We start from the raw sequence: 22,066 nt of genomic DNA on the forward strand, positions 1-22,066 counted from the left end.
CGGCGACTCCTACGATAATGCGATGGCAGAGAGTATCAACGGGTTGTACAAAACGGAGGTTATCCACCGCGGGAGCTGGAAAAACCGGACGGAAGTGGAGTTGGCCACGCTGGACTGGGTGGACTGGGTGGACTGGTACAACAACAGAAGGCTGCTCGGGCGGCTGGGTTACATCCCTCCTACTGAAGCCGAAATGAACTATTACGCTTTGCAATTAGCATCAGAGGAAGCGGCGTAGTATTGCCAAAATTACTCTCTAATAAACTCGGGGTTATTCATTCACTTTGGGCCGGAATATGCGTTCACTTTCAACCAGAATAGGTGTTCACGTTGCGCCGGAATATGCAATTTCAGACCGGCGAACGCCAGACGGGTTTTGTTGCCGTCTTGAGCGTCGACGCTGCTTTCAGAATTGTTGCCCTGGAAGTTGTATTCCCACTGGCCGAAACCGGTCAGCTGGTCGGTAATCTGAGTTTCACCTTTGAAGCCGAGACGGGCATAAGTCTGGTCGCCGTCACCGCCGTAGCTGTTATCGCTGTGGGAGAAGTAGTGCAGGCCGACAGCCTTACCGTAGATGTCTAATTTGTTGCCATCTTTGTTATACACTTCGGCCGCGTTAGCGGCACCGGCAGCCAATAAGGCCGGAATTACCACTGCAAGAAGATTGCGCTTCATCATTATTACTACCCTCATTGGTGTTATTCGGACACCTTCCACTGACGCTAATAATTTCTTACGAAACATTATTGAGAGTTTGGTGTCTTCCTGTGTCTGCACGCAGTGTTCCATTCACAGAGTCGTTAATCTACTCCGGAAATGATACAAATGTCGTAATAATGTTTCAGTGGGAAAAAAATGTATGTCTAAATGTAATTTTCAGGGAACTTTGTGAGATATCTCTAACTTTAAAATGAGAAAGGCCAGCAGAGCTGGCCTTAGTGACGTATATATATGTTTTTCTTATATTAAATGCCGGATTTTAGAAATTGGCATTGCGCGGACTTCGCGGGAAGGGTATTACATCACGAATATTTTGCATTCCTGTGACATAAACTATTAACCTCTCGAAACCTAATCCAAAACCTGAATGCGGAACGGTTCCATAGCGGCGCAAATCACGATACCACCAATAATCTTCCTTGTTGAGGCCCATTTCCGCCAGACGCAGATCCAGCCGGTCCAGACGCTCCTCACGCTGCGAACCGCCGATGATTTCGCCGATGCCGGGCGCCAGCACATCCATGGCCGCGACAGTTTTGCCGTCGTCGTTCATCCGCATGTAAAACGCCTTGATATCCTTGGGATAATTTTTCACCACCACCGGCGCCTTGAAATGTTTTTCCGCTAGATAGCGTTCATGTTCCGAAGATAAGTCGATGCCCCAGGAAACCGGGTTTTCAAATGTCTGGCCGCAGTTTTGCAGAATGCTTACCGCCTCGGTGTAGTCGACTTGCGCAAAATCTGCACTAATAAAGTGTTTCAGACGGTTTACCGCCTCTTTGTCCACGCGCTCGGCGAAAAATTGCATATCGTCGGCCCGCTCGGTCAATACCGCCTGAAACACGTATTTCAGCATGGCTTCCGCTAAAGCGGCGGCATCGTCCAGGGTAGCGAACGCCACCTCCGGCTCGACCATCCAGAATTCGGCGAGATGGCGACTGGTATTGGAATTTTCCGCCCGGAACGTCGGGCCGAAGGTATAGATTTTCGACAGCGCACAGGCGTAACTTTCACCGTTCAATTGCCCTGAAACCGTCAAGAAGGCCTCTTTGCCGAAGAAATCCTCATCGTAATTGACCTTGCCGTCGGGGGTGCGCGGCAGATTTTCCAGATCGAGGGTGGACACGCGGAACATTTCGCCGGCGCCTTCCGTATCAGAGGCGGTAATCAATGGCGTCGACACCCAGAAAAAACCTTGCTCGTCCATAAAACGGTGAATGGCCTGCGCCAGGGTATGACGCACCCGGGCCACGGCGCCGATAAGGTTGGTGCGCGGCCGCAGATGAGCGACCTCGCGCAGATATTCCACGCTGTGGCGCTTGGCCGCCATGGGGTAGGTGTCTGGATCGTCCACCCAGCCGAGCACTTCAATTGCCTGGGCCTGAATTTCGTAACGCTGGCCCCCGCCCAGGGATTCGACCACCCGGCCGGTCACCGACACGGAGCAACCCGCGGTCAGGCGTAAAATGTCGTTCTGATAATTCGGCAGAGTATTATTAATGACAGCCTGTAAGGGATCGAAGCAGGAACCGTCATAGACGGCAAGAAAGGAGATTCCGGCTTTGGAATCCCGGCGGGTACGCACCCAACCCTGTACAGTGACTTCACTGTCAGCCGGCATGCGCCCTTGCAGTACATCGACTACATGCACTACGCTCATAAAATACTCTCTTACTCAGTTAATAGGAAAAGGCTTTGGGCCCGTTAACGGACCATAATATGTTACTTGGCGGCGGCAAGACCACAAGGGGAAATCGCATATTTCTGGCAGCAATCTTGCTTTCAGCGCGCATTGGGGGAGGGCAACCACGGTGGCGGCGGGTCATGACCCACGCGGGGCGGCCATGACGAACGGGGCGAAAGCGGGGTAGCTACGGGCGGATTGGCGTGAGTTCAACTGGCCTTTTTCACCACCAACGGCAGGTCGAACGCTTTACGTAAGGCGCGGACAAAGGCTTTGTCGTGACACATCGTTTTGCCGGGGCTGTCCGACAGCTTCGCCACCGGTTTGCCGTTGCATTCTACCAGTTTGATGACGATGTTAAGCGGCTTAATGGACGGAATATCGCACGTCAGCCGCGTGCCGATGCCAAACACCAGATTGATACGTTGCCAGAAATGACGATAAAGCATCACGGCCTTATCAAAATCGAGGCTGTCGGAGAACACCAGTGTTTTGGTGAGCGGATCGATACCCAACTGCTGATAATGCGCAATCGCTTTTTCACCCCATTCCACCGGATCGCCCGAATCGTGGCGCAGGCCGTGGTAGGCACGGGCGAACGCCGGCCCGAAGTCGCGCAAAAATGCATCCATGGTAATACAGTCGGTGAGCGCGATCCCCAACCTGTCGGGGTACTCGTCCAGCCAGGCCTGCAGCGCGGCACGCTGGCTGTTAGCCAGAACCGGACTGATCTGCTGATGGGCCTGAAACCATTCATGCGCCTGAGTACCGACCGGCGGCAAGCCGCGTTCCCGCGCCAACTGGTAATTGCTGGTACCGATAAGATAAGGAAATTCCCGCTGCAGTTCGGCGACAACCTCAAACTGCACCTGACGCGAAAAGCGCCGGCGGGTTCCGAAATCCATCAGCCGGAAACGGGAGGTGTCCAGATCGGCGCTGATGCGGCGAAAATGCAGCAGCTTTTGCCGCAGTCGTGCTACCGCGTCCGCCGTGGTGACCTGTGGCGAGCGGCGGCGGTGCACCACTTCGCTGATGACCGCGAGCAACGGCACTTCCCGCAAAATAACCTCGCGCCAGGGACCGGTGATGCGAATATCAAGTTTGCCGTGATGATTGCGTATCCGTACCTGGTCCGGGTTAAAACGGAACTGGCGCAGCCAGTCAAGATAGTCGCTTTGGAAAAACGGCAGACCGCGCAGGTAGCTATATTCGTCGTCGCCCAATTGCAAGCTGCGCATCATGTCGACCTGCGCGCTGATGTCGGCGGCGTATTCGCCAAGCAAGTCGTCCCCCCGGCAGCGAAATTCCGCGCTAACCGTTACGTCATGATAGCGGTGGAAAACGGCCTGCTGCATATGGAGTTTGTAGGCATCAGTATCAAGTATCGACGTTAAAATCGGATCGGTGGCAACATTCATGGTGCGTTCAAGCATCCTCTTACGACATCTTTTCTCAGTCGGATAAAGGGGTAACGGCCATGAAAAGCCGCGGTTATCCTATAAGTGTAGTCACATCAGAGCATAGTTGGCGCGATAACGTCGAGGACCAAACGTGCCGTCCTGCGGGTTAGTCGCCCGGTAAAATGCCCCGTTTTTGCGCCAGCTCGCGCTATTTTTCAGCGAACGTTGCATTTTAGCGTGCTTGCCGGGCTTTACAATGGCAACCTGCCGCTAACAGGAATAGACTTAACGGCAGAAATCGACACTGATGCCTAAAGGTTTACTATGACGCAACAGCCGCAAGCCAAATACCGCCATGATTATCGTGCGCCGGACTATACCATTACCGATATTCACCTGGATTTTGATCTCGAGGCCGAAAATACCACCGTCACGGCAACCAGCACCGTGGTGCGTCAGGGCCAGGCCGGCGCGCCCTTGCTGCTCAACGGCGAAGATTTACGCCTGCTGAGCCTGCGGGTGGACGGTCAGGAATGGGCGCATTATCATCTGGATGCGCCCGGCCTGGTCATCGAGCAGTTGCCCGCCACTTTTACCCTGACCATCAAGACGCTGATTCATCCCGCCAATAATACCGCGCTGGAGGGGCTCTATCTTTCCGGCGATGCGCTGTGCACCCAATGCGAGGCGGAAGGGTTCCGTCATATTACCTTTTATCTGGATCGCCCGGATGTGCTGGCGCGTTTCACTACGCGTATTCTGGCGGATAAGCAACGCTATCCTTTCCTGCTCTCCAACGGCAACCATAGTGATTACGGCGATAACGGCGACGGCCGTCACTGGGTCGTCTGGCAAGATCCCTTTCCGAAACCCTGTTATCTTTTTGCGCTGGTGGCCGGCGATTTTGACGTGCTGCGCGACAGCTTCACCACCTGCTCCGGCAGGGAGGTGGCATTAGAGCTGTTTGTCGATCGCGGCAATCTGGATCGCTCCGACTGGGCGATGGCCTCCCTCAAGCGCGCCATGCGCTGGGATGAAACCCGTTTTGGTCTTGAGTACGACCTGGATATCTATATGGTAGTGGCGGTCGATTTCTTCAATATGGGCGCCATGGAAAACAAGGGACTCAACGTTTTCAATGCCAAGTATGTGCTGGCCCGGGCGCAAACGGCGACCGATGTGGATTATCTCAACATCGAACGGGTCATCGGCCACGAATATTTCCATAACTGGACCGGCAACCGTATTACCTGCCGCGACTGGTTTCAGCTCAGTCTAAAAGAGGGGCTGACGGTCTTTCGCGATCAGGAGTTCAGCTCGGATGTTGGTTCACGCGCCGTGAATCGAATCAATAATGTGCGCGTCATGCGCAGCGCGCAGTTTGCCGAAGACGCCAGCCCGATGGCGCATCCTATCCGCCCCGATAAAGTCATCGAAATGAACAACTTTTACACGTTAACGGTGTACGAGAAGGGCGCGGAAGTTATTCGCATGCTGCATACCTTGCTGGGGGAAGAGGCGTTTCAGGCCGGCATGCGTCGCTACGTTTCCCGCCACGACGGCAGCGCCGCCACCTGTGAGGATTTCGTCGTGGCGATGGAGGAGGCGGCCGGGATCGACTTAACGCTGTTCCGCCGTTGGTACAGCCAGTCGGGTACGCCGCTGGTAACGGTGCGCGATGATTATAACGCCGAGCTTGAGCAATACACCCTGCACGTCACGCAAATGACGCCGCCGACGCCGGATCAGCCGGAAAAACAGGCGCTGCATATACCGCTGAATATCGAACTTTACGATAATCAGGGACAGGTTATCCCGCTTCAGTATGCCGGCGCGCCGGTAGATCCGGTGCTGAACGTGACCGAAAGCGTACAGACCTTTATTTTCGATCAGGTGCCGTCGCTGCCGATCCCCTCGCTGCTGCGCGAGTTTTCCGCGCCGGTGAAACTGGATTACCCTTATAGCGACCAGCAATTGATCATGCTGATGCGCTTCGCCACCAGCGATTTCTCCCGCTGGGATGCGGCGCAAAGCCTGCTGTCTATTTATATCCGTTTGAATGTGGCTCGCTACCAGGAGGGGCAGCCGCTGACGCTGCCGCTCCATGTCGCCGACGCTTTCCGCGGCATTTTGCTCGATCCTGCGCTGGATCCGGCGCTGGCGGCACAGATACTTACGCTGCCCAGCGAAAATGAAATGGCCGGTTTGTTTGATAGCGTGGATCCGGTGGCGATTCACAGCGTTCACGACGCGCTGACCAGCTGCCTGGCGAACGAACTCGGCGATGAGCTGCTGGCGGTTTACCGCGCTACCCCCAGCGAGGAATATCGGGTAGAGCACCGGGATATCGGCCTGCGCGCGCTGCGTAACTGCTGCCTGCATTATCTGGCGTTTGGCGATCGCGACCGTGCGGTACGTTTGACCACCGAACAATATCGTCAGGCAGATAACATGACCGATACGCTGGCGGCAATGGCGGCGGCGGCGGCGGTGGCGGCGCAACTGCCCTGTCAGGCGACGCTGCTGGCCGAGTTCGATGATCGCTGGCATCACGACGGTCTGGTTATGGATAAGTGGTTCAGCCTGCAGGCCACCAGTCCGGCAGCGGACGCGCTGGAACAGGTGAAATCGCTGCTCACCCATCGCGCTTTCAGCCTCAACAATCCCAATCGTGTCCGGGCGCTTATCGGCGCCTTCGCCGCCAATAATCCGGCGGCGTTCCATGCGGCAGACGGGAGCGGCTATGCCTTTTTGGTCGAGATCTTGACCGAATTGAATACGCGCAACCCCCAGGTGGCTTCGCGTATGGTTGAGCCGCTGATCCGGCTTAAACGCTATGACTTGCCGCGTCAGCGGCTGATGCGTGCGGCGCTGGAGCGTCTGAAAGCGCTGGACAACTTGTCCGGGGATCTGTTTGAGAAAATAAGCAAGGCGCTGGCGGACGCTTAAGCGGCGGCCGGGGGATGACGGGCTGATTACCGCCTCGCGGCGCAAGCCTTTGCACTGCTTTGCCGAGGGGCTAATCCGGGCAGCGCGTTTATCCGCGGCGCTGTCCGCTTAACGGGCGTTGGCGTCCTGAGGCTTTTTTTTCGGACGGTGCGCGCCAATCCGGTAGCATCTGAAGGGCATCCAGCGGGACGCCCTTTTTTTGGTCCATCATCGATTCCCTTTCCCGCGCCGATGATTGATAATACCGCCCCGGTTGCAACCGGGAATCAGGAGACCTCATGTTATACCCGCTTATCAAGCAAGCGTTGTTCCAGCTCGACCCGGAACGGGCCCATGAATTAACCTTTCAGCAGCTTAAACGTATTACCGGCACCCCGCTGGAATGGCTGGTGCGCCAATCGGTACCGACAAAAACCGTCAACTGCATGGGCATCGCCTTTAAAAATCCGCTCGGTCTGGCTGCGGGATTGGATAAAGACGGTGACTGCATCGACGCGCTCGGTGCCATGGGTTTTGGTTTTATCGAGGTGGGTACGGTCACCCCCCGCGCGCAGCCCGGTAATGAAAAGCCACGTCTGTTCCGTCTGGTGAAAGCCGGCGGTCTAATAAATCGCATGGGGTTTAATAACCACGGCGTGGACAACCTGGTGGAGAACGTCAAAAAATCCCATTTCGGCGGTGTGCTGGGCATCAATATCGGCAAAAATAAAGATACGCCGGTCGAGCAGGGCAAAGATGATTATCTGACCTGTATGGAGAAAGTCTATCCGTATGCCGGTTATATCGCGGTGAATATTTCATCCCCCAATACCCCCGGTCTGCGCACCCTGCAATTTGGCGAAGCGCTGGATGATCTGTTGCTGGCGATCAAAAATAAGCAGGCGACGCTGCAAGCCTACCATCACAAATATGTGCCGGTGGCGGTTAAAATAGCGCCCGACATGACCGAGGCGGAATTGATCCAGGTCGCCGATAGTTTGGTGCGTCATAATATCGACGGCGTCATCGCTACCAATACCAGCACCGGCCGCGAGCTAGTTCAGGGCATGGATCATTGTGGCCAGACCGGCGGGTTGAGTGGCCGACCGCTGCAATTGCGCAGCACCGACGTTATCCGACAATTGTCCGCTGAGTTACAAGGTAAATTACCGATTATCGGGGTCGGTGGTATCGATTCGCTCATCGCGGCCAGGGAAAAACTGGCGGCCGGCGCTTCGCTTATTCAGATCTATTCGGGCTTTATTTTTCACGGGCCGCGCTTGATAAAGGATATTGTCAGCGATATTTAGCCAATCTTGACAAAATAATGCGGGCTGGAGGCATATTTCTTATCCAGCCTCGTTTATCTTTTATTCGTTTACTGCTAATTTAAGATCAATTAAATTTCCGGCTCCGTAAGTGACGCTTGCCGGATAGCGACCAGGCCCTGAATTGGCGACGTGATAAAAGGTAAATGGATGAAGATCACCCCTGGCGATAACTGGCATTGGTTTTTCGATGCTGAACATGACCGCATGATGCTTGACCTGTCGGACGGATTAGTTTTCCGTTCGCGCTTTTGCGCGAAAATGCTGACTCCCGATGTGTTCGAGCGCGCGCGTTTTTGCGTTGACGACGCCGCGCTTTATTATCAATTCGAGGATAAAAGCCGCGCATTACCGCTTAATGACGCTCTGCGTGCTGAATTGGTGCTGAATGCGCTGGTGGCGTTGCGTTTCCTAAAACCGCAAATGCCTAAAAGCTGGCACTTCCAAACGCAGTACCACAAAGACGCCTGGCAACCCCTGGGGGGCGACAGCGTGCAGGTGTGCGTCAGCGACGGCGGTGAACGGGCCCGTTTGCTGGTGGCGGAGGCGGGCGACAACGCCAGCCTGTGCGTGCTGGCCCAGCCCGGTCTGACGCTGGCCGGTCGCCGGATGGCCCTCGGTGACGCGATAAAGATCATGCATGACCGGCTGCAGCCGGCGTCGCGCCAGGACGATTTGCAGTACGCGACCGCGGTCTAGGCCGGCTCGGGGCCGGCGCAAGCCTAAGCGGTTTGACCGCCGGCCGACTTATTCCAGTTGTACATCGCCGCGGGGAATGCAGCTGCAGGACAGCACCCACGGCGCCTGCGCCGTTGCGCTGGCCGTTAACGGCGCAATCTTACCCGACAATAATTTCACCTTACAGGTGCCGCAAATTCCGGCACGGCAAGAGTAGGGGATGCGTATTCCCTGCAGCTCCAACTGTTCCAGCAAAACATCCCGTTGGTTACCGGTAAAACGCCGGCCTTGATATTCGATGGTCACCGGTGCGTCGGCGGCTGGCGGCGGCGTGGGGGCGGCAGACGGACTGCCGGCGTGATAGCGGCGCGGTTTGCGGGTGCTGACAACCTCGACGTTATCGCCCACGCGCACGATGCCTGTTGTGCGGGCGATAATATTTTGCCCGAAATCGACATTGCCATCATCGGCGCTGCGATAGCCTTGTAAGGTGCGCAGCGGCTCACCCTGGGGATGTTTATTGCCTTGCTCGACATTGACCGTGGTCAAGACGCAGCGGCTACAGGGTTTCACGACTTCAAACTCGACCTCGCCGATACGCAAATGATGCCAGCTATCCTCCGCATACGCCTCGGTCCCGGTTACCACCAGATTGGGCCGAAACTGGGTCAGAGTGACGCCGGCAGGGCAGCGGCGCTGCAAATCCAAGAAGGACGCTTCGCTTATCAGCAAATAAGGGTACCCGTCGGCGAACGAGAGCGGGACGGTAGGGAAGCGTTTAACCCTTCGGTGGCTGTGCTCGCCCGTCCAGCAGAGGGTAACCGACTGATCTAAATAGCCCGAAAGCCAGGTATTGATGGCCTCCGGCGCCGGATAAGCGGTAAAATGGTTCCCCCAGACCTCCACCGGCTGCGCCGGGGCGGAAAAGTCGGCAAAGCGCACGATGCGGCTTTGCCCGTCGGGCGCGGTCAGGTGCAGCCCGCCCGGCAGCATTACCGGGGTGAATAAGAGCATCTGTGGAAACTGACGGGCGGTGATGAACGTGCCGTCGGCGTCGGTGAGCATAAAAACGCGATCAAACGCCAACCCTTCGGCGCCGGCCAGAGCATGCGACAGCTGCAATCCGCGCATTGACTTCACCGGATGCACATATAAACGCGATAAAATACTCATTCTGCCTCCGTGCCGATTGTGATGACGGTCAACTTTATGACAATGGGGCTGGATTGGCTATAATGCGCATCGATTTTCTTTTTAATTAATAATAAGTGACCAGATGAATTCTCTGTTTGCCACCACGGCACAAGGTTTGGAAGAACTGTTAAAAAGCGAGCTGGAAACCCTGGGGGCCGCGTCGTGCAAAATCGCGCTGGGCGGTGTGCATTTCCAGGCGGATAACCGGTTGCTTTACCGCGCGCTGTTGTGGAGTCGTCTGGCGTCGCGCATCGTCCTGCCGTTAAACACGTTTAGCGTCGGCAGCGACGGCGACCTGTATCGCGGCGTGCAGGCGGTGGATTGGCCGTCGCTGTTTACCGTCGATAAGCGTTTTGCCGTGCATTTCAGCGGCACCAACGCGGCAATACGCAACAGCCAGTATGGCGCGTTGAAGGTCAAGGACGCCATCGTCGATAGCTTTACCCGCCACGGCGCGCGCCGTCCCGATGTTGACCGCCAGCAGCCGGACATCCGAATTCAGGCCTATCTGCACCGAGACCGGGTGATGTTATCCCTCGATCTGAGCGGCAGCAGCCTGCACCAGCGCGGTTATCGCGATGGCGCCGGTCAGGCGCCGCTAAAGGAGAATCTGGCCGCCGCCATCGTGCTGCGCTCCGGCTGGCAGCCCGGCACGCCATTGCTGGACCCGATGTGCGGCTCCGGCACGCTGCTGATTGAAGCGGCGATGATTGCGGCCGATTGCGCCCCCGGCCTGACGCGGCCGTATTGGGGATTCTCTGCCTGGTCCGGGCATGATGAGGCGCTGTGGCAAGCGTCATTGGACGAAGCGCGCGCGCGGGCCCGCACCGGGTTGGCGCAAACGTCCTCGCGCTTCTACGGCTTCGATATCGATGGCCGCGTGCTGGAGAAGGCGCGCCATAACGCTCACCGGGCCGGCGTGTCGACGTTGATAACCTTCCAGGCCGGGGAGGTGGCGCAGTTGGTTAATCCGCTGCCGGCGGGGCCGCGCGGCACCGTGGTAAGCAATCCCCCTTACGGTGAGCGTCTGGAGAGTGAGCCGGCGCTTATCGCCCTGCACAACCAGCTCGGCCGGGTAATGAAGAACCAGTTCGGCGGCTGGCGGCTGTCGTTGTTCAGCGCGTCGCCGGCGCTGCTCGGCGCTTTGATGCTGCGTGCCGAGCGCAGTTTCAAAGCGAAAAATGGCCCGCTGGACTGCGAACAGAAAAATTATCTGCTGGCGGAAACCGCCGCCGCTCCCGGTCAGGCGGAAGGGCAAATCGCCGCCGATTTCGCCAACCGTCTGCGCAAAAATGTTCGCGCGCTGCAAAAGTGGGTCGCGCAGGAGAAGCTTGATTGCTACCGGCTGTATGACGCCGATCTGCCGGAATACAATGTCGCCATCGACTGTTACAGCAGTTGGGTGGTGATCCAGGAATATGTCGCGCCGAAAAGCATCGACCCCGAACGCGCGCGGCAGCGGCTGTATGATGTGATTAACGCTACCCTGGCGGTGCTGGCCATACCGGCCAGCCGGCTGGTGGTGAAGGCGCGCGAGCGGCAAAAAGGCAAAAGCCAATATGAAAAACTGGCGCAGAAAGGCGAGTTCCTGTTGGTTGAGGAGTACGGCGCCAAATTATGGGTCAATTTGACCGACTATCTGGATACCGGGCTGTTTCTCGATCACCGTATCGCGCGCAGAATGCTGGGGGAGATGAGCCGCGGCAAAGATTTCCTCAACCTGTTCGCCTATACCGGTAGCGCCAGTGTCCATGCCGGCATTGGCGGCGCGCGCAGCACCACGTCGGTCGATATGTCGCGACCTTATCTCGAATGGGCGGAAAAAAATCTGCGCAGCAATGAGCTGGTGGGCCGTCAGCACCGGTTGATACAGGCGGACTGCCTGGCGTGGCTGGCGATGGCGCAGGAAACCTTCGATGTTATTTTCATCGATCCGCCGACCTTTTCCAACTCCAAGCGCATGGCCGACACCTTTGACGTGCAGCGCGATCATCTGGCGCTAATGGCCCAGCTTAAACGGCTGTTGCGCCCCGGCGGCGTTATCATGTTTTCCAATAACAGACGCGGTTTCCAACTGGATGAGGCGGGTCTGGCCGCGCTGGGCCTGCGGGCGCAGTCGATAACCGATCGCACCCGCTCGCCGGACTTCGCCCGCAACCGCCACATACATCTCTGCTGGCTGATAAGCCATGCGGACAAGGACCTTTAAGTCATGTCATTAATTAGTCTTTCCGGCGCCTGGCTGTCGTTCAGCGATGCGCCGCTGCTGGATAACACCGAGCTGCACATCGAGCGCAACGAGCGCGTCTGTCTGGTCGGACGCAACGGCGCCGGCAAATCCACGTTGATGAAAATCTTGAGCCGCGAGGTGCCGCTTGACGATGGTCAGCTGATTTTCGAGCAGGACGTGGCGGTCGCTCGTTTGCAGCAGGATCCGCCGCGGGACGTCACCGGTAGCGTGTTCGATTTCGTCGCCGAAGGCGTCGAGGCGCAGGCGCAGATACTCAAAGCCTATCACGCCATTTCCCAACAGGTAGAACAGGATCCGAGCGAAAAAAATCTGGCGGAAATGGGCCGGCTGATGGAAATTCTCGACCATCAGAATCTGTGGCATTTGGAAAAACGCATCCATGAGGTCATAGCGCAGATTGGTCTGGACGCCGACAGCCAACTGGCGTCGCTGTCCGGCGGCTGGTTGCGTAAAGCGGCGCTAGGTCGCGCGCTGGTGTGCGAGCCGCAGGTGTTGCTGCTCGATGAGCCGACCAACCATCTGGACATTGAAACCATCGATTGGCTGGAAACATTCCTAAAGACGTTCCCCGGCAGCATTATCTTCATTTCCCATGACCGGTCGTTTATCCGCGCCATGGCAACCCGCATCGTCGATCTGGACCGCGGCAAATTGGTTTCCTGGCCGGGCAATTATGACAAATACCTGGAAGGGAAAGAGGAAGAGCTACGGGTGCAAGAGCTGCAAAACGCCGAGTTTGATCGCAAACTGGCGCAGGAAGAGGTGTGGATCCGTCAGGGGATCAAAGCCCGGCGCACGCGCAATGAAGGGCGGGTGCGCGCGCTTAAAGCGCTGCGCCAAGAGCGTTCCGAACGGCGCGAGGTGATGGGCAGCGCCAAGATTCAGGTGGAAGAGGCGGCGCGGTCGGGCAAAATCGTCTTTGAACTGGACGATGTCAGTTATGGCATTGACGGGAAACGGTTGATAAGCAACTTCAGCGCCCAGGTGCAGCGCGGGGATAAAATCGCGCTTATTGGCCCCAACGGCTGTGGCAAAACCACGCTGCTGAAATTGATGCTGGGCCAGCTTCGCGCCGACAGCGACAGCGGCCGCGTGCATTGCGGCACCAAACTGGAAGTTGCCTATTTCGACCAGTACCGCGCGGTGCTCGACCCGGAACGGACCGTGATGGACAACCTGGCCGAGGGTAAGCAGGAGGTGATGGTCAACGGCCGTTCGCGTCACGTATTGGGGTATCTGCAGGACTTTTTATTTCATCCGAAACGGGCAATGACGCCAGTGAAAGCGCTTTCAGGCGGTGAGCGTAACCGGTTATTGCTGGCGCGATTGTTTCTGAGTCCCAGCAACCTGCTGATCCTCGACGAACCCACCAACGATCTCGATGTCGAAACCTTGGAACTGCTGGAAGAGCTACTCGACAGTTATCAAGGCACCGTATTGCTGGTCAGCCACGATCGTCAGTTCGTGGATAATTCGGTCACCGAATGTTGGATTTTTACCGGAGAAGGGCGCATTGAACGTTATGTCGGCGGCTATTTTGACGCCCAGCAGCAACGCAGCAATCGCCGTGCGTTAAAGGCGCCGCCGGCACCGGCGCCATCGACGCCGGCGCCCGCCACCGGCGCCATCCCATCTTCTGCCAAACGCGGCGGGGGCAAACTCAGTTATAACCTGCAACGGGAGCTGGAAACGTTACCGGGGCAGATCGAGAAGCTGGAGCAGGAAATCGGCCGACTGCAGGCGCAAATGGCGGCGCCGGACTTTTTTAGCCAACCCCATGAAACAACGCAGCCCGTGCTGAGTGCGATCGCACAGGCGGAGGAGGCGCTTGAACAGGCGTTCACCCGCTGGGAAACGCTGGAAGTGCAACAGAACGGCGCAGCGGATTAGGCCATGGTGGACGGCTTGCGCCGGCCGCCGTTTACTCGCGCAAGCAACGTGTACAAGAGGAGGTAGGCGTGTGCAGTCATCCCCGACATCAGCACCCTGTGCTATGTCCGCACTGTGATTTATTGGTGGCGCTGCCGCCGCTGTCGCCCGGCCAAAAGGGGAGTTGCCCGCGCTGCCGCAATACCTTGCAGAGCTATTGGCCGGACCCGAAACGCCAGCCGGTGGGGTTCGCGATTAGCGCGCTGGTGATGCAGGGGCTGGCCAATCTGTTCCCTTTCGTCAATATGGAAGTCTCCGGGCTGAGGCGCCAAATAACCTTGCCGCAAATTCCCCTGGTGATGGTGAGCGATCATTTCTCCAGTCTGGCCGGCGTTTTTTTGCTGTTCGTGCAGGCCATCCCCGCCCTATGTATGCTATTGATTATCGTGTTATGCATGAATGTGCCGCTGCCGTTTCGCCTGAAGGCATTTCTGGCCAAACTGTTATTTGCACTGCGCAGCTGGGGAATGGCGGAGATTTTTCTGGTCGGGGTGCTGGTCAGCTTTGTCAAATTAATGGCCTACGGTCAGATTGGTATTGGCAATAGTTTTATTCCTTTCTGTTTCTTTTGCTTGCTGCAGTTGCGAGCGCTACAGTGCGTCGACCCGCGGTGGTTGTGGAACGTCATTATGCCCTTTACCTCGCCGGTAAAACGTTTCCAGCCCGGGCAAGGCGGTCTGGCGCAGGGCATACGCGCCTGTAGCTGTTGCACCCTTATTCTGCCCGCTGACACCGTTACTTGCCCACGCTGCCACACCCGCGAGGGCGCGCGCCGTAGCAATAGCCTGCAGTGGACGCTGGCGCTGCTGTTGACCTCAGTAATGCTGTATATCCCGGCTAATCTACTGCCGATTATGATTACCGATGGACTGGGTAACCGACTCAATTCCACAATCATGGCCGGCGTTATTCTGCTGTGGGAGGACGGTTCGATCCCGGTGGCGCTGGTGATTTTTATCGCCAGTATCATGGTGCCTAGCCTGAAAATGATCGCGCTGGGGTGGCTGTGCTGGGACGCCGCCGGCAGCGGAGAGCGCAAGGCGTCCGACAGCGAGCGGATGCATATCTTGTATGAGGTGGTGGAGTTCGTCGGCCGCTGGTCGATGATTGATGTCTTTGTTATTGCTGTCCTGTCCGGCCTGGTGCGCATGGGAAGGCTGATGAGCATCAGCCCCGGCATCGGCGTACTGCTGTTTGCCGCCGTGGTTATTCTGACCATGATAGCGGCCAAAACATTTGATCCCCGTCTTTTGTGGGACAGGGCTGTGCAATATACGTTAAAGGAGTCGACCGTTGACGGAAAATAATTATCAGGAAGCCCGGGTGGAGAAGATCAAGCGCTGGTCGCCGGTGTGGATCATTCCCATTGTCACCGTGCTTATCGGCGCCTGGATCCTGTTCTACCACTTCAGCCATCAGGGCAAAGTTATTACCCTGACGACCAGCAACGCCGACGGCATCGAGGCCGGTAAAACCGCCATCAAAAGCCGCAGCGTCGATGTCGGCACCGTCGAAAGCGTGATGTTGACTGAGGATCTGCGTCAGGTGGAAATCAAAGCGCGCATCTATAACGGTATGGAAAAGGTGCTTAATAAGGATTCGGCGTTCTGGGTGGTGAAACCGCAGATCGGCAAGGAAGGGGTGTCGGGATTGGGGACCTTGTTATCCGGCGCCTACATCCAGCTGCAGCCCGGTTCCAGCGCCGAGACGTCGCGGGAATTCACCTTGCTGGACGCGCCGCCGCTGGCGTCCCCTGACGCGCGCGGCATTCGTATCCAGCTGGACAGCGATCGTTCCGGCCAATTGAGCGCCGGCGACCCGGTGCTGTTTCGCGGCTTTCGGGTCGGCACGGTGGAAACCAGCCACTTTGACCCGCTTAAGCGCATGATGAATTACCAGCTGTTTGTCAACGCGCCCTATGACAGCCTGGTGACAAATAACGTGCGTTTCTGGAAAGACAGCGGCGTGGCGCTAAATATGTCGGCCTCGGGCATGCGTGTGGAAATGGGGTCGCTGACCACCTTATTTGCCGGCGGCGTCAGTTTCGATGTACCCACCGGCTGGGAACTCGGCAACGCGGCCAAAGAGCAGCAACGTTACCAATTGTTCGATAATAAAAATGATATCGCCGATTCCCTTTATACCGAACACCAGGACTATGTGCTGTTCTTCGATGATTCGATTCGTGGCCTGCAGCCGGGGGCGCCTGTAGAGTTTCGCGGTATCCGGCTCGGGACCGTGGCGGAGGTGCCGTTCGCTACCGTCAGCGCCGATCAGGAAATGAACGGTGACTACCGCGTTCCGGTGCTGATTCGCATTGAGCCGGATCGCTTTATCAGCAAGGTCGGCAAAAACTTTGATATCAATAAGCGCCTGGTCGCGGCCGAGGGGCAAGGGTTCCGCGCGGCGCTCAAGAGCGCTAATTTGCTGACCGGCGCGCTGTATGTCGATCTGGACTTTTACCCGCAGGCCAAAGCCTGGCAGGGACCCAAAACCGTCAAGGGTTACCCGGTCATGCCGACGACCAGCGCCGGTCTGGCGCAGATACAGCAGAAATTGACCGCTACGCTTGATAAAATTAACGCGCTGCCGCTGGATCCGATGCTTAATCAGGCGACCAGCACGCTGGCGCAAAGCCGCAGCACGCTACAGGAGCTACAGCGCACGCTGAAAGCCGTGAACAAAATCACCGAAAGCGCATCGATGCAGCAGCTGCCTCAGGACATGCAACAGACGCTGAAAGAGCTGAACCGTAGCATGAAAGGCTTCCAGCCCGGCGCGCCCGCCTACAATAAAATGGTGGCGGACATGCAGCGGCTCGATCAGGTGCTGCGTGAGCTGCAGCCGGTGCTGCGAACGCTGAATAACAAAAGTAACGCGCTGGTTTTTGAAGCGGATAAAGGTAAAGATCCACAGCCGAAGAGGGCGAAATAATGCTAAAAGGGAAACTTCTGGCGCTGGCGGCGGTATTGTTGCTCGGCGCCTGCGCCAGCGGCGACGGTAACAGCTACTATCAGCTGCCGTACAAGGCAAGCACCACCGCGGCCACGCTCTCCTCCGTCCAGCCAGGCGCTTTGGCATCTGAAGCGGGCGGTGTGGCCGATGCGCAGGGCGAGGCCGCCACGCCGTTTCGCGCCGAAAGCGCCGGTGAACATCGCAAGCTTTGGATCGCGCAGGTGTCGGTGGCGGATTTCCTGGCCGGCAACGGGCTGGTGTATCAGACCAGTGACGTCCAGTACACCACCGCACACAGCAATCTGTGGGCCAGCCCGCTGGAACAACAGCTACAGCAAGCGCTGGTGGCGGACCTAAGCGCTGCGCTACCGGGCACGTTGGTTTCCTCCCAGCCCATCGGCAGCCGCGATGACGGCAGTGAACTGACGGTCACCCTCACCGGTTTTCACGGGCGCTATGATGGGCGCGCGGTCGTGCAGGGGGTGTGGTTGTTGACGGTTAACGGGCGCGTCATCCGTCAACCGTTTGATCTGGCGTTGCCGCAGGAAAAGGATGGCTACGACGCGCTGGTGCGCACGCTGGCGCAGGGCTGGGACCAAGTGGGTCAGCAGGTGGCGAAAGAATTTACAGCTATAAGTAAATAATTATTTGTTATAAGCATTTGCATATGTCTCCGGCGGCAATGAGGGGTCCCGACCGGCGTTGCCGACACAAGAAGCAATTCAGCTGCTTAACGCGCCCTTTGTCGTTTTTTGGGCCGAGAGATTTGTCAATATTGCCTGCGGTAGATGACAAATCTATGACGCCACGGTTTGATCTTCCGCGCTTTTCTCGTTAAAAATTAAGGGTAACCTCGACCTTCGGGGTTACCGTTTTCTTTCAACCAGCCAAGATGATGAGGGATAAACCTATGAAAAGACAAAAACGAGATCGCCTTGAACGTGCTCATTCACGCGGCTATCAAGCGGGTCTGTCAGGGCGCACCCGTGAACTTTGTCCATATCAATCACTTGACGCACGCTCTCACTGGTTGGGAGGCTGGCGCAAAGCCATGGAAGACCGATCGGTAATCTGATTCGTCATCCAAGAACGACCTCCGCCTGGTGCGGAGGTTTTTTTTACGCACGGCTCGGCAAGCGCGCCGACAGCGCTCAACGCCATGCCGGCAGGGGCATCAGAAGGCGGCGGTGTCCTTGAACAGGCCGACTTTGAGGTCACTCGCGGTATAGATGACGGTCCCGTCGCACAGCACTTCCCCGTCCGCCATACCCATCACCAGTTTGCGGTTAATCACGCGGCGAAAATGGATCCGGTAAGTCACTTTTTTCGCGCTTGGCAGGATCTGCCCGGTAAATTTTACTTCGCCTACGCCCAGCGCGCGGCCTTTGCCTTCACCGCCCAGCCAGCCTAAATAGAAACCGACCAACTGCCACATGGCGTCCAGACCCAAACAGCCGGGCATGACCGGATCGCCGATGAAATGACAACCGAAGAACCACATATCCGGGTGAATATCCAGTTCCGCTTCCACGAAACCTTTATTGTAATTGCCGCCGTCCTCGGTCATTTTGACCACTCGGTCCATCATCAGCATCGTCGGCGCCGGCAATTGCGGGCCCTCTTTGCCGAACAGTTCGCCGCGGCTGGACGCCAGCAGATCTTCTTTTGTATAGGATTCGCGTTTATCTACCATATTTCTCTAAACCTTAATTATTGAGTCCCGCACATTACCCGACATGCCGGCCGCTGACAATTCCCTTAGCTCTGGTTAAACCAGTTAAGCCAGCGGAAGCCCCAGGGCAAACGTTGCCGTTCGTGCAGATTAACATTGGCGATACGCTCACGTATCGCGGCGAGAAGACTTGGACGCTTGTCGTGGTCAAACGGCATCGCGGTCAGAATTTCCAACGCTTCATCGATAGTATCCACCGCCCACAGGGAAAATTGCCCCTCGCGCACCGCCTCGATAACATCGTCGTGCAGGCAAAGATGGCGCACATTGGCCGTGGGAAGAATCACCCCTTGGGCGCCGGTCAGCTCACGCGCCTGGCACAGGGCAAAAAAGCCTTCTATTTTTTCATTCACGCCGCCGATGGGCTGGACGCGGCCGAATTGATCCACCGAGCCGGTGACGGCGATTTGTTGATTAATGGGTTTATCCGCCAGCGCGCTAATCAGTGCAACCCCCTCCGCCAGCGAAGCGCTGTCCCCGTCCACCTCACCATAGGACTGCTCAAAAACCAGCGAGGCGGAGAAGGGCAGCTGTTGGTCCAGCTCCAGCGCCGACATCAAAAACGCCTGCATGATCATCATGCCTTTGGCGTGAAGATTACCGCCCAGTTCCGCTTTGCGCTCGACGTCGTTTATCTCACCATCGCCCAAATGCACCACGCAGCTAATGCGCGACGGCTCGCCGAACGGCAGCGGATGGCCGGGAAAATCCAGCACCGAGAGCGCATTAACCTGACCCACCACCAGACCCTCCGTTTCCACCATAATTTGGCCTTCGGCGATCTCATCTTGCATCCGCTCGCTGAGATAGCTCTCACGCCAAAGACGGGTACGTTCGCTGTCGGTAAACGCCGCGGCGGTCAGCGCCTGCTGGGAGCCATACAGCGCTGCCTCTTTCAGCCGCCGGGTAAGCCACTGCGGACACAGCGGTAGCTGGGATTGATCGCCGCTATAACGCACTGATTGCCGTACCAACGTTGGCCAGGCATCGGCGGTGAGCGCCCCTAGCCCCTGGCGCTGGGCCAGCATGTTGACCCAGGCGCACCATTGCGTCATCTCCTCGGCGTCAGTGATGCGCAGTTCGGACTCAAATTCGCCATAGAGCGCCAGACGGGTCAGTTCGGGCTCCAGATCGTTCAGGTCGGCCAACCCCTCGCGATCGCCAAGCACGATAAGCCGTAAGTTGAGCGGCATCGACGGGACGGAAACCGGCAGCGGACGGCTTTCGTCCGCCGGTAGCCAATCGAAGCGCTGCTGTAGAATCATCTGCTTAAGCCGCAGCCAGAGCAGAGGCTGGCTGGTAAGGGCGCGGACCCCGACGATAAGGACGCCGCCGTTGGCGTTATGGACCAGGCCCGGCTGCAGATCGATGACATCCCGATAGCAGCGCAGCGCACCGAACAGCTGTTCGTATTCCACCCAGGACTGCCACACGCAAACATCGCGGGCGGCGAAGTTATCCTCCGGCTTGGTCGCCGGCTGTGCGCTGACGCCCATACCGGTCACGACATAGCGGCTGCCCATCGGCTGAGCTGGCGCCGGCAGGATCTGCTTAACCGTCTCGGCAATCAGCTGAAAGTAGTCCTCCTCTTCCTGTGCCGTCAGCAGCATGAACCGGCTGGGCGTGCGTGAGTGGCAAAATTGCGTCAGCCCGTCCGTCAGACGGGCCTGAAGCGTTGCCAAAGGGGCGGACAAAGGCGGGCAGGGTTGGTCAAATACCGCCGCGAAACCGGCCAGATCGGGCAGTAAATATTTCCATTCTAATTTTTTATTGGTCAAAATGATAAATAGCGTCGCTGTTCAGGGAAACGCTGATTATACAAGAAGAGACATTGCTTCGTCTCGGCCTCTTTTCCTTCCCGCGCCATCATTGTCCCAACAGCCCGATGCAAGGGCGCAAAAGGTCGGCACCGACAAATATTAGTGAAATAACAACCAACAATGTTATCATCGGGTGCAGGTTACACGGTCACAGGTGCGCTCCCATGAAATACCAGCAGCTTGAAAATCTGGAAACCGGTTGGAAGTGGAAATACCTGATTAAAAAACACCGTGAAGGGGAGCGCATCTCCCGTCACGAAGAAAACAGCGCGGCAGCCGAATCTGCCCAGCAGCTTATCAGTTATCAGCACCAGCCGGAAAAGATCCTGAAATGGATCCGCGAATCCATGCATCCCGGTCTGGAAAACCGCATGAAGCAAACCATTCGCGCGCGGCGCAAGCGGCATTTCAACGCCGAACACCAGCATACGCGTAAGAAATCCATCGATTTGGAATATCTGGTTTGGCAACGGCTGGCGGCGCTGGCTCAGCGGCGGGGGAACACCCTGTCAGAAACCATTGTCACCCTGCTGGAAGATGCGGAACGTAAGGAAAAATACGACAAAACCCTGTCTTCCCTGCGCAGTGACCTTAAAGCTATCCTCGGCGAGAAAAACACCTGATTGCCGCACAAGGCTGGCCTCTAGCAGCATTACGCCGGCAAAGATCTACCTCCACTCCGCCCCATACCGTCAGACGCCTTTGTGGGGTGCTGTATGACCCGCCCTGGGCGGATTGAATTCGCGCGCCACAATCCTGTGGCAAAGCGTCGCGAGCGGGGGTGATGCTTGCACCGCCGGCCATGTCAAGAGATGCAAACGTTGCCATCAGCGGGGTCAATACCTTTTTGTCACCGTCTCGCCGGCGCTTTGCGACAGTGTTAATAAAGAACGCTGACCTATGACCACGCGTTGTGATTGGCAGGGCAAGGGGGGCCGTGCCCTCTGTGGTAACCCTGGCGCAGCGGTAGGGTAAAGAAGGCGCAAGGCCAAGCCTGGTGTTGAAAACAAACGCGAATCATGAGGGGTATCGCCTGGCGGTCATTAAGCGCGCTATGCGGGTGTTGATCGGATGACGCCGCCCAAGACGTCAGCCCGGACGACGACATCCCCGAGTGCATTAGCAGCGGCGATGGTGCAGGCCGATAGGCTGAGACCTAACGGCCGGGCCACGCCGGCCGTTAGGCCGGTGGTCGTCTAACGTGGCCTCCCTCACGTCCCCGTATCCCTCATCCGAATGGCGTGACATCAGGGAAGACGTGTTGGATCCTGTTACCGTCATCGTACCTTGTTATTTTCTTTTGCCAGGTTAGTCAATTTTTCGGTAATGCCTTCAAATAGTTGACTTTTGTGATATTCTGCCTCTATTTGAGGTTTCCACGTGGTTACAGTTTCTGTTCATTGTCCTCGCTGCCATTCAGATGAAATTTATCGACATGGCCTTAGTC

At 57.1% G+C, this 22,066-nt stretch carries 17 protein-coding genes and 1 pseudogene; 12 read left to right on the forward strand and 6 right to left on the reverse strand.

Annotated elements, in window-relative coordinates:
* A partial coding sequence (locus tag CINSTRO3249_RS02340; protein WP_143146883.1) for an integrase core domain-containing protein occupies positions 1-238 on the forward strand: 238 nt, incomplete at its 5' end.
* 110 nt (positions 239-348) lie between these two features.
* Here the strand turns inward: CINSTRO3249_RS02340 and CINSTRO3249_RS02345 are convergent.
* The 3 genes and pseudogenes from CINSTRO3249_RS02345 to pncB form a co-directional block, all read right to left on the reverse strand.
* A pseudogene (locus CINSTRO3249_RS02345) lies at positions 349-678 on the reverse strand (porin); the annotation flags it as partial.
* Positions 679-979: 301 nt separating this feature from the next.
* Positions 980-2,380: an asparagine--tRNA ligase gene (asnS, locus tag CINSTRO3249_RS02350; RefSeq protein ID WP_074012017.1), complete on the reverse strand. Its 1,401-nt coding sequence runs from the start codon at positions 2,378-2,380 to the stop codon at positions 980-982.
* A gap of 233 nt (positions 2,381-2,613) precedes the next feature.
* Positions 2,614-3,837, reverse strand: coding sequence for a nicotinate phosphoribosyltransferase (gene pncB / locus CINSTRO3249_RS02355; RefSeq protein WP_125933099.1), 1,224 nt, complete (start codon positions 3,835-3,837; stop codon positions 2,614-2,616).
* Positions 3,838-4,128: 291 nt separating this feature from the next.
* Here pncB and pepN point away from each other — a divergent pair, with 291 nt between their 5' ends.
* From pepN to CINSTRO3249_RS02370, 3 genes are all read left to right on the forward strand, one after another.
* Entirely contained in the window at positions 4,129-6,753 is a 2,625-nt protein-coding gene (gene pepN / locus CINSTRO3249_RS02360; protein ID WP_074012018.1) for an aminopeptidase N, read from the forward strand.
* 278 nt (positions 6,754-7,031) lie between these two features.
* Positions 7,032-8,042 carry a quinone-dependent dihydroorotate dehydrogenase gene (gene pyrD, locus CINSTRO3249_RS02365; protein WP_074012019.1) on the forward strand — a complete coding sequence of 337 codons (1,011 nt, stop codon included), beginning with the start codon at positions 7,032-7,034 and terminating at the stop codon, positions 8,040-8,042.
* Between the two features lie 168 nt (positions 8,043-8,210).
* The gene (locus CINSTRO3249_RS02370) at positions 8,211-8,759 is read left to right on the forward strand and encodes a cell division protein ZapC (protein ID WP_074012020.1); all 549 of its coding nucleotides are present in this window, start codon (positions 8,211-8,213) and stop codon (positions 8,757-8,759) included.
* Between the two features lie 48 nt (positions 8,760-8,807).
* Here CINSTRO3249_RS02370 and CINSTRO3249_RS02375 read toward each other — a convergent pair whose 3' ends face one another.
* The gene (locus CINSTRO3249_RS02375; RefSeq protein WP_074012021.1) at positions 8,808-9,911 is read right to left on the reverse strand and encodes a YcbX family protein; all 1,104 of its coding nucleotides are present in this window, start codon (positions 9,909-9,911) and stop codon (positions 8,808-8,810) included.
* A gap of 103 nt (positions 9,912-10,014) precedes the next feature.
* On the opposite strand from CINSTRO3249_RS02375, the gene rlmKL reads away from it, so the two are divergent.
* The 6 genes from rlmKL (at position 10,015) to rmf (ending at position 18,142) form a co-directional block, all read left to right on the forward strand.
* Complete coding sequence (rlmKL, locus tag CINSTRO3249_RS02380) at positions 10,015-12,141, forward strand: bifunctional 23S rRNA (guanine(2069)-N(7))-methyltransferase RlmK/23S rRNA (guanine(2445)-N(2))-methyltransferase RlmL (RefSeq protein WP_074012022.1); 2,127 nt, start codon at positions 10,015-10,017, stop codon at positions 12,139-12,141.
* Between the two features lie 3 nt (positions 12,142-12,144).
* Positions 12,145-14,073 (forward strand): ABC transporter ATP-binding protein, encoded by a 1,929-nt coding sequence (locus tag CINSTRO3249_RS02385; RefSeq protein WP_074012023.1) that lies wholly within the window; start codon positions 12,145-12,147, stop codon positions 14,071-14,073.
* 68 nt (positions 14,074-14,141) lie between these two features.
* On the forward strand, positions 14,142-15,419 hold the full coding sequence (pqiA, locus tag CINSTRO3249_RS02390; RefSeq protein WP_074012024.1) for a membrane integrity-associated transporter subunit PqiA: 1,278 nt from the start codon (positions 14,142-14,144) through the stop codon (positions 15,417-15,419).
* Positions 15,406-17,046 (forward strand): intermembrane transport protein PqiB, encoded by a 1,641-nt coding sequence (gene pqiB / locus CINSTRO3249_RS02395; protein ID WP_074012025.1) that lies wholly within the window; start codon positions 15,406-15,408, stop codon positions 17,044-17,046. Before pqiA ends, pqiB begins: the two co-directional genes overlap by 14 nt.
* A complete protein-coding gene (gene pqiC, locus CINSTRO3249_RS02400) occupies positions 17,046-17,711 on the forward strand; it encodes a membrane integrity-associated transporter subunit PqiC (RefSeq protein ID WP_074012026.1) in 666 nt (221 codons plus the stop codon). The genes pqiB and pqiC overlap by 1 nt, the downstream gene beginning before the upstream one ends.
* Before the next feature lie 266 nt (positions 17,712-17,977).
* Positions 17,978-18,142: a ribosome modulation factor gene (gene rmf / locus CINSTRO3249_RS02405; RefSeq protein ID WP_071882025.1), complete on the forward strand. Its 165-nt coding sequence runs from the start codon at positions 17,978-17,980 to the stop codon at positions 18,140-18,142.
* A gap of 99 nt (positions 18,143-18,241) precedes the next feature.
* Here rmf and fabA read toward each other — a convergent pair whose 3' ends face one another.
* The gene (gene fabA, locus CINSTRO3249_RS02410; RefSeq protein ID WP_074012027.1) at positions 18,242-18,760 is read right to left on the reverse strand and encodes a bifunctional 3-hydroxydecanoyl-ACP dehydratase/trans-2-decenoyl-ACP isomerase; all 519 of its coding nucleotides are present in this window, start codon (positions 18,758-18,760) and stop codon (positions 18,242-18,244) included.
* 65 nt (positions 18,761-18,825) lie between these two features.
* The gene (locus CINSTRO3249_RS02415) at positions 18,826-20,577 is read right to left on the reverse strand and encodes a S16 family serine protease (protein ID WP_074012028.1); all 1,752 of its coding nucleotides are present in this window, start codon (positions 20,575-20,577) and stop codon (positions 18,826-18,828) included.
* A gap of 206 nt (positions 20,578-20,783) precedes the next feature.
* Between CINSTRO3249_RS02415 and matP the strand changes: the two genes are divergently transcribed.
* Complete coding sequence (matP, locus tag CINSTRO3249_RS02420) at positions 20,784-21,242, forward strand: macrodomain Ter protein MatP (protein ID WP_074012029.1); 459 nt, start codon at positions 20,784-20,786, stop codon at positions 21,240-21,242.
* 757 nt (positions 21,243-21,999) lie between these two features.
* A partial coding sequence (locus tag CINSTRO3249_RS17955) for an IS1 family transposase (protein WP_143146884.1) occupies positions 22,000-22,066 on the forward strand: 67 nt, incomplete at its 3' end.

The organism is Candidatus Sodalis sp. SoCistrobi (genome assembly GCF_900143145.1).
Classification (GTDB): domain Bacteria; phylum Pseudomonadota; class Gammaproteobacteria; order Enterobacterales; family Enterobacteriaceae; genus SoCistrobi.

Bases quoted from the DNA above. Each gene is read 5' to 3' on its own strand.
- rlmKL (WP_074012022.1), top strand. From the start codon at position 10,015: ATGAATTCTCTGTTTGCCACCACGGCACAAGGTTTGGAAGAACTGTTA.
- pqiC (WP_074012026.1), top strand. From the start codon at position 17,046: ATGCTAAAAGGGAAACTTCTGGCGCTGGCGGCGGTATTGTTGCTCGGC.
- CINSTRO3249_RS02385 (WP_074012023.1), top strand. From the start codon at position 12,145: ATGTCATTAATTAGTCTTTCCGGCGCCTGGCTGTCGTTCAGCGATGCG.
- pyrD (WP_074012019.1), top strand. From the start codon at position 7,032: ATGTTATACCCGCTTATCAAGCAAGCGTTGTTCCAGCTCGACCCGGAA.
- CINSTRO3249_RS02370 (WP_074012020.1), top strand. From the start codon at position 8,211: ATGAAGATCACCCCTGGCGATAACTGGCATTGGTTTTTCGATGCTGAA.
- asnS (WP_074012017.1), bottom strand. From the start codon at position 2,380: ATGAGCGTAGTGCATGTAGTCGATGTACTGCAAGGGCGCATGCCGGCT.
- rmf (WP_071882025.1), top strand. From the start codon at position 17,978: ATGAAAAGACAAAAACGAGATCGCCTTGAACGTGCTCATTCACGCGGC.
- fabA (WP_074012027.1), bottom strand. From the start codon at position 18,760: ATGGTAGATAAACGCGAATCCTATACAAAAGAAGATCTGCTGGCGTCC.
- pepN (WP_074012018.1), top strand. From the start codon at position 4,129: ATGACGCAACAGCCGCAAGCCAAATACCGCCATGATTATCGTGCGCCG.
- pncB (WP_125933099.1), bottom strand. From the start codon at position 3,837: ATGCTTGAACGCACCATGAATGTTGCCACCGATCCGATTTTAACGTCG.
- matP (WP_074012029.1), top strand. From the start codon at position 20,784: ATGAAATACCAGCAGCTTGAAAATCTGGAAACCGGTTGGAAGTGGAAA.
- CINSTRO3249_RS02375 (WP_074012021.1), bottom strand. From the start codon at position 9,911: ATGAGTATTTTATCGCGTTTATATGTGCATCCGGTGAAGTCAATGCGC.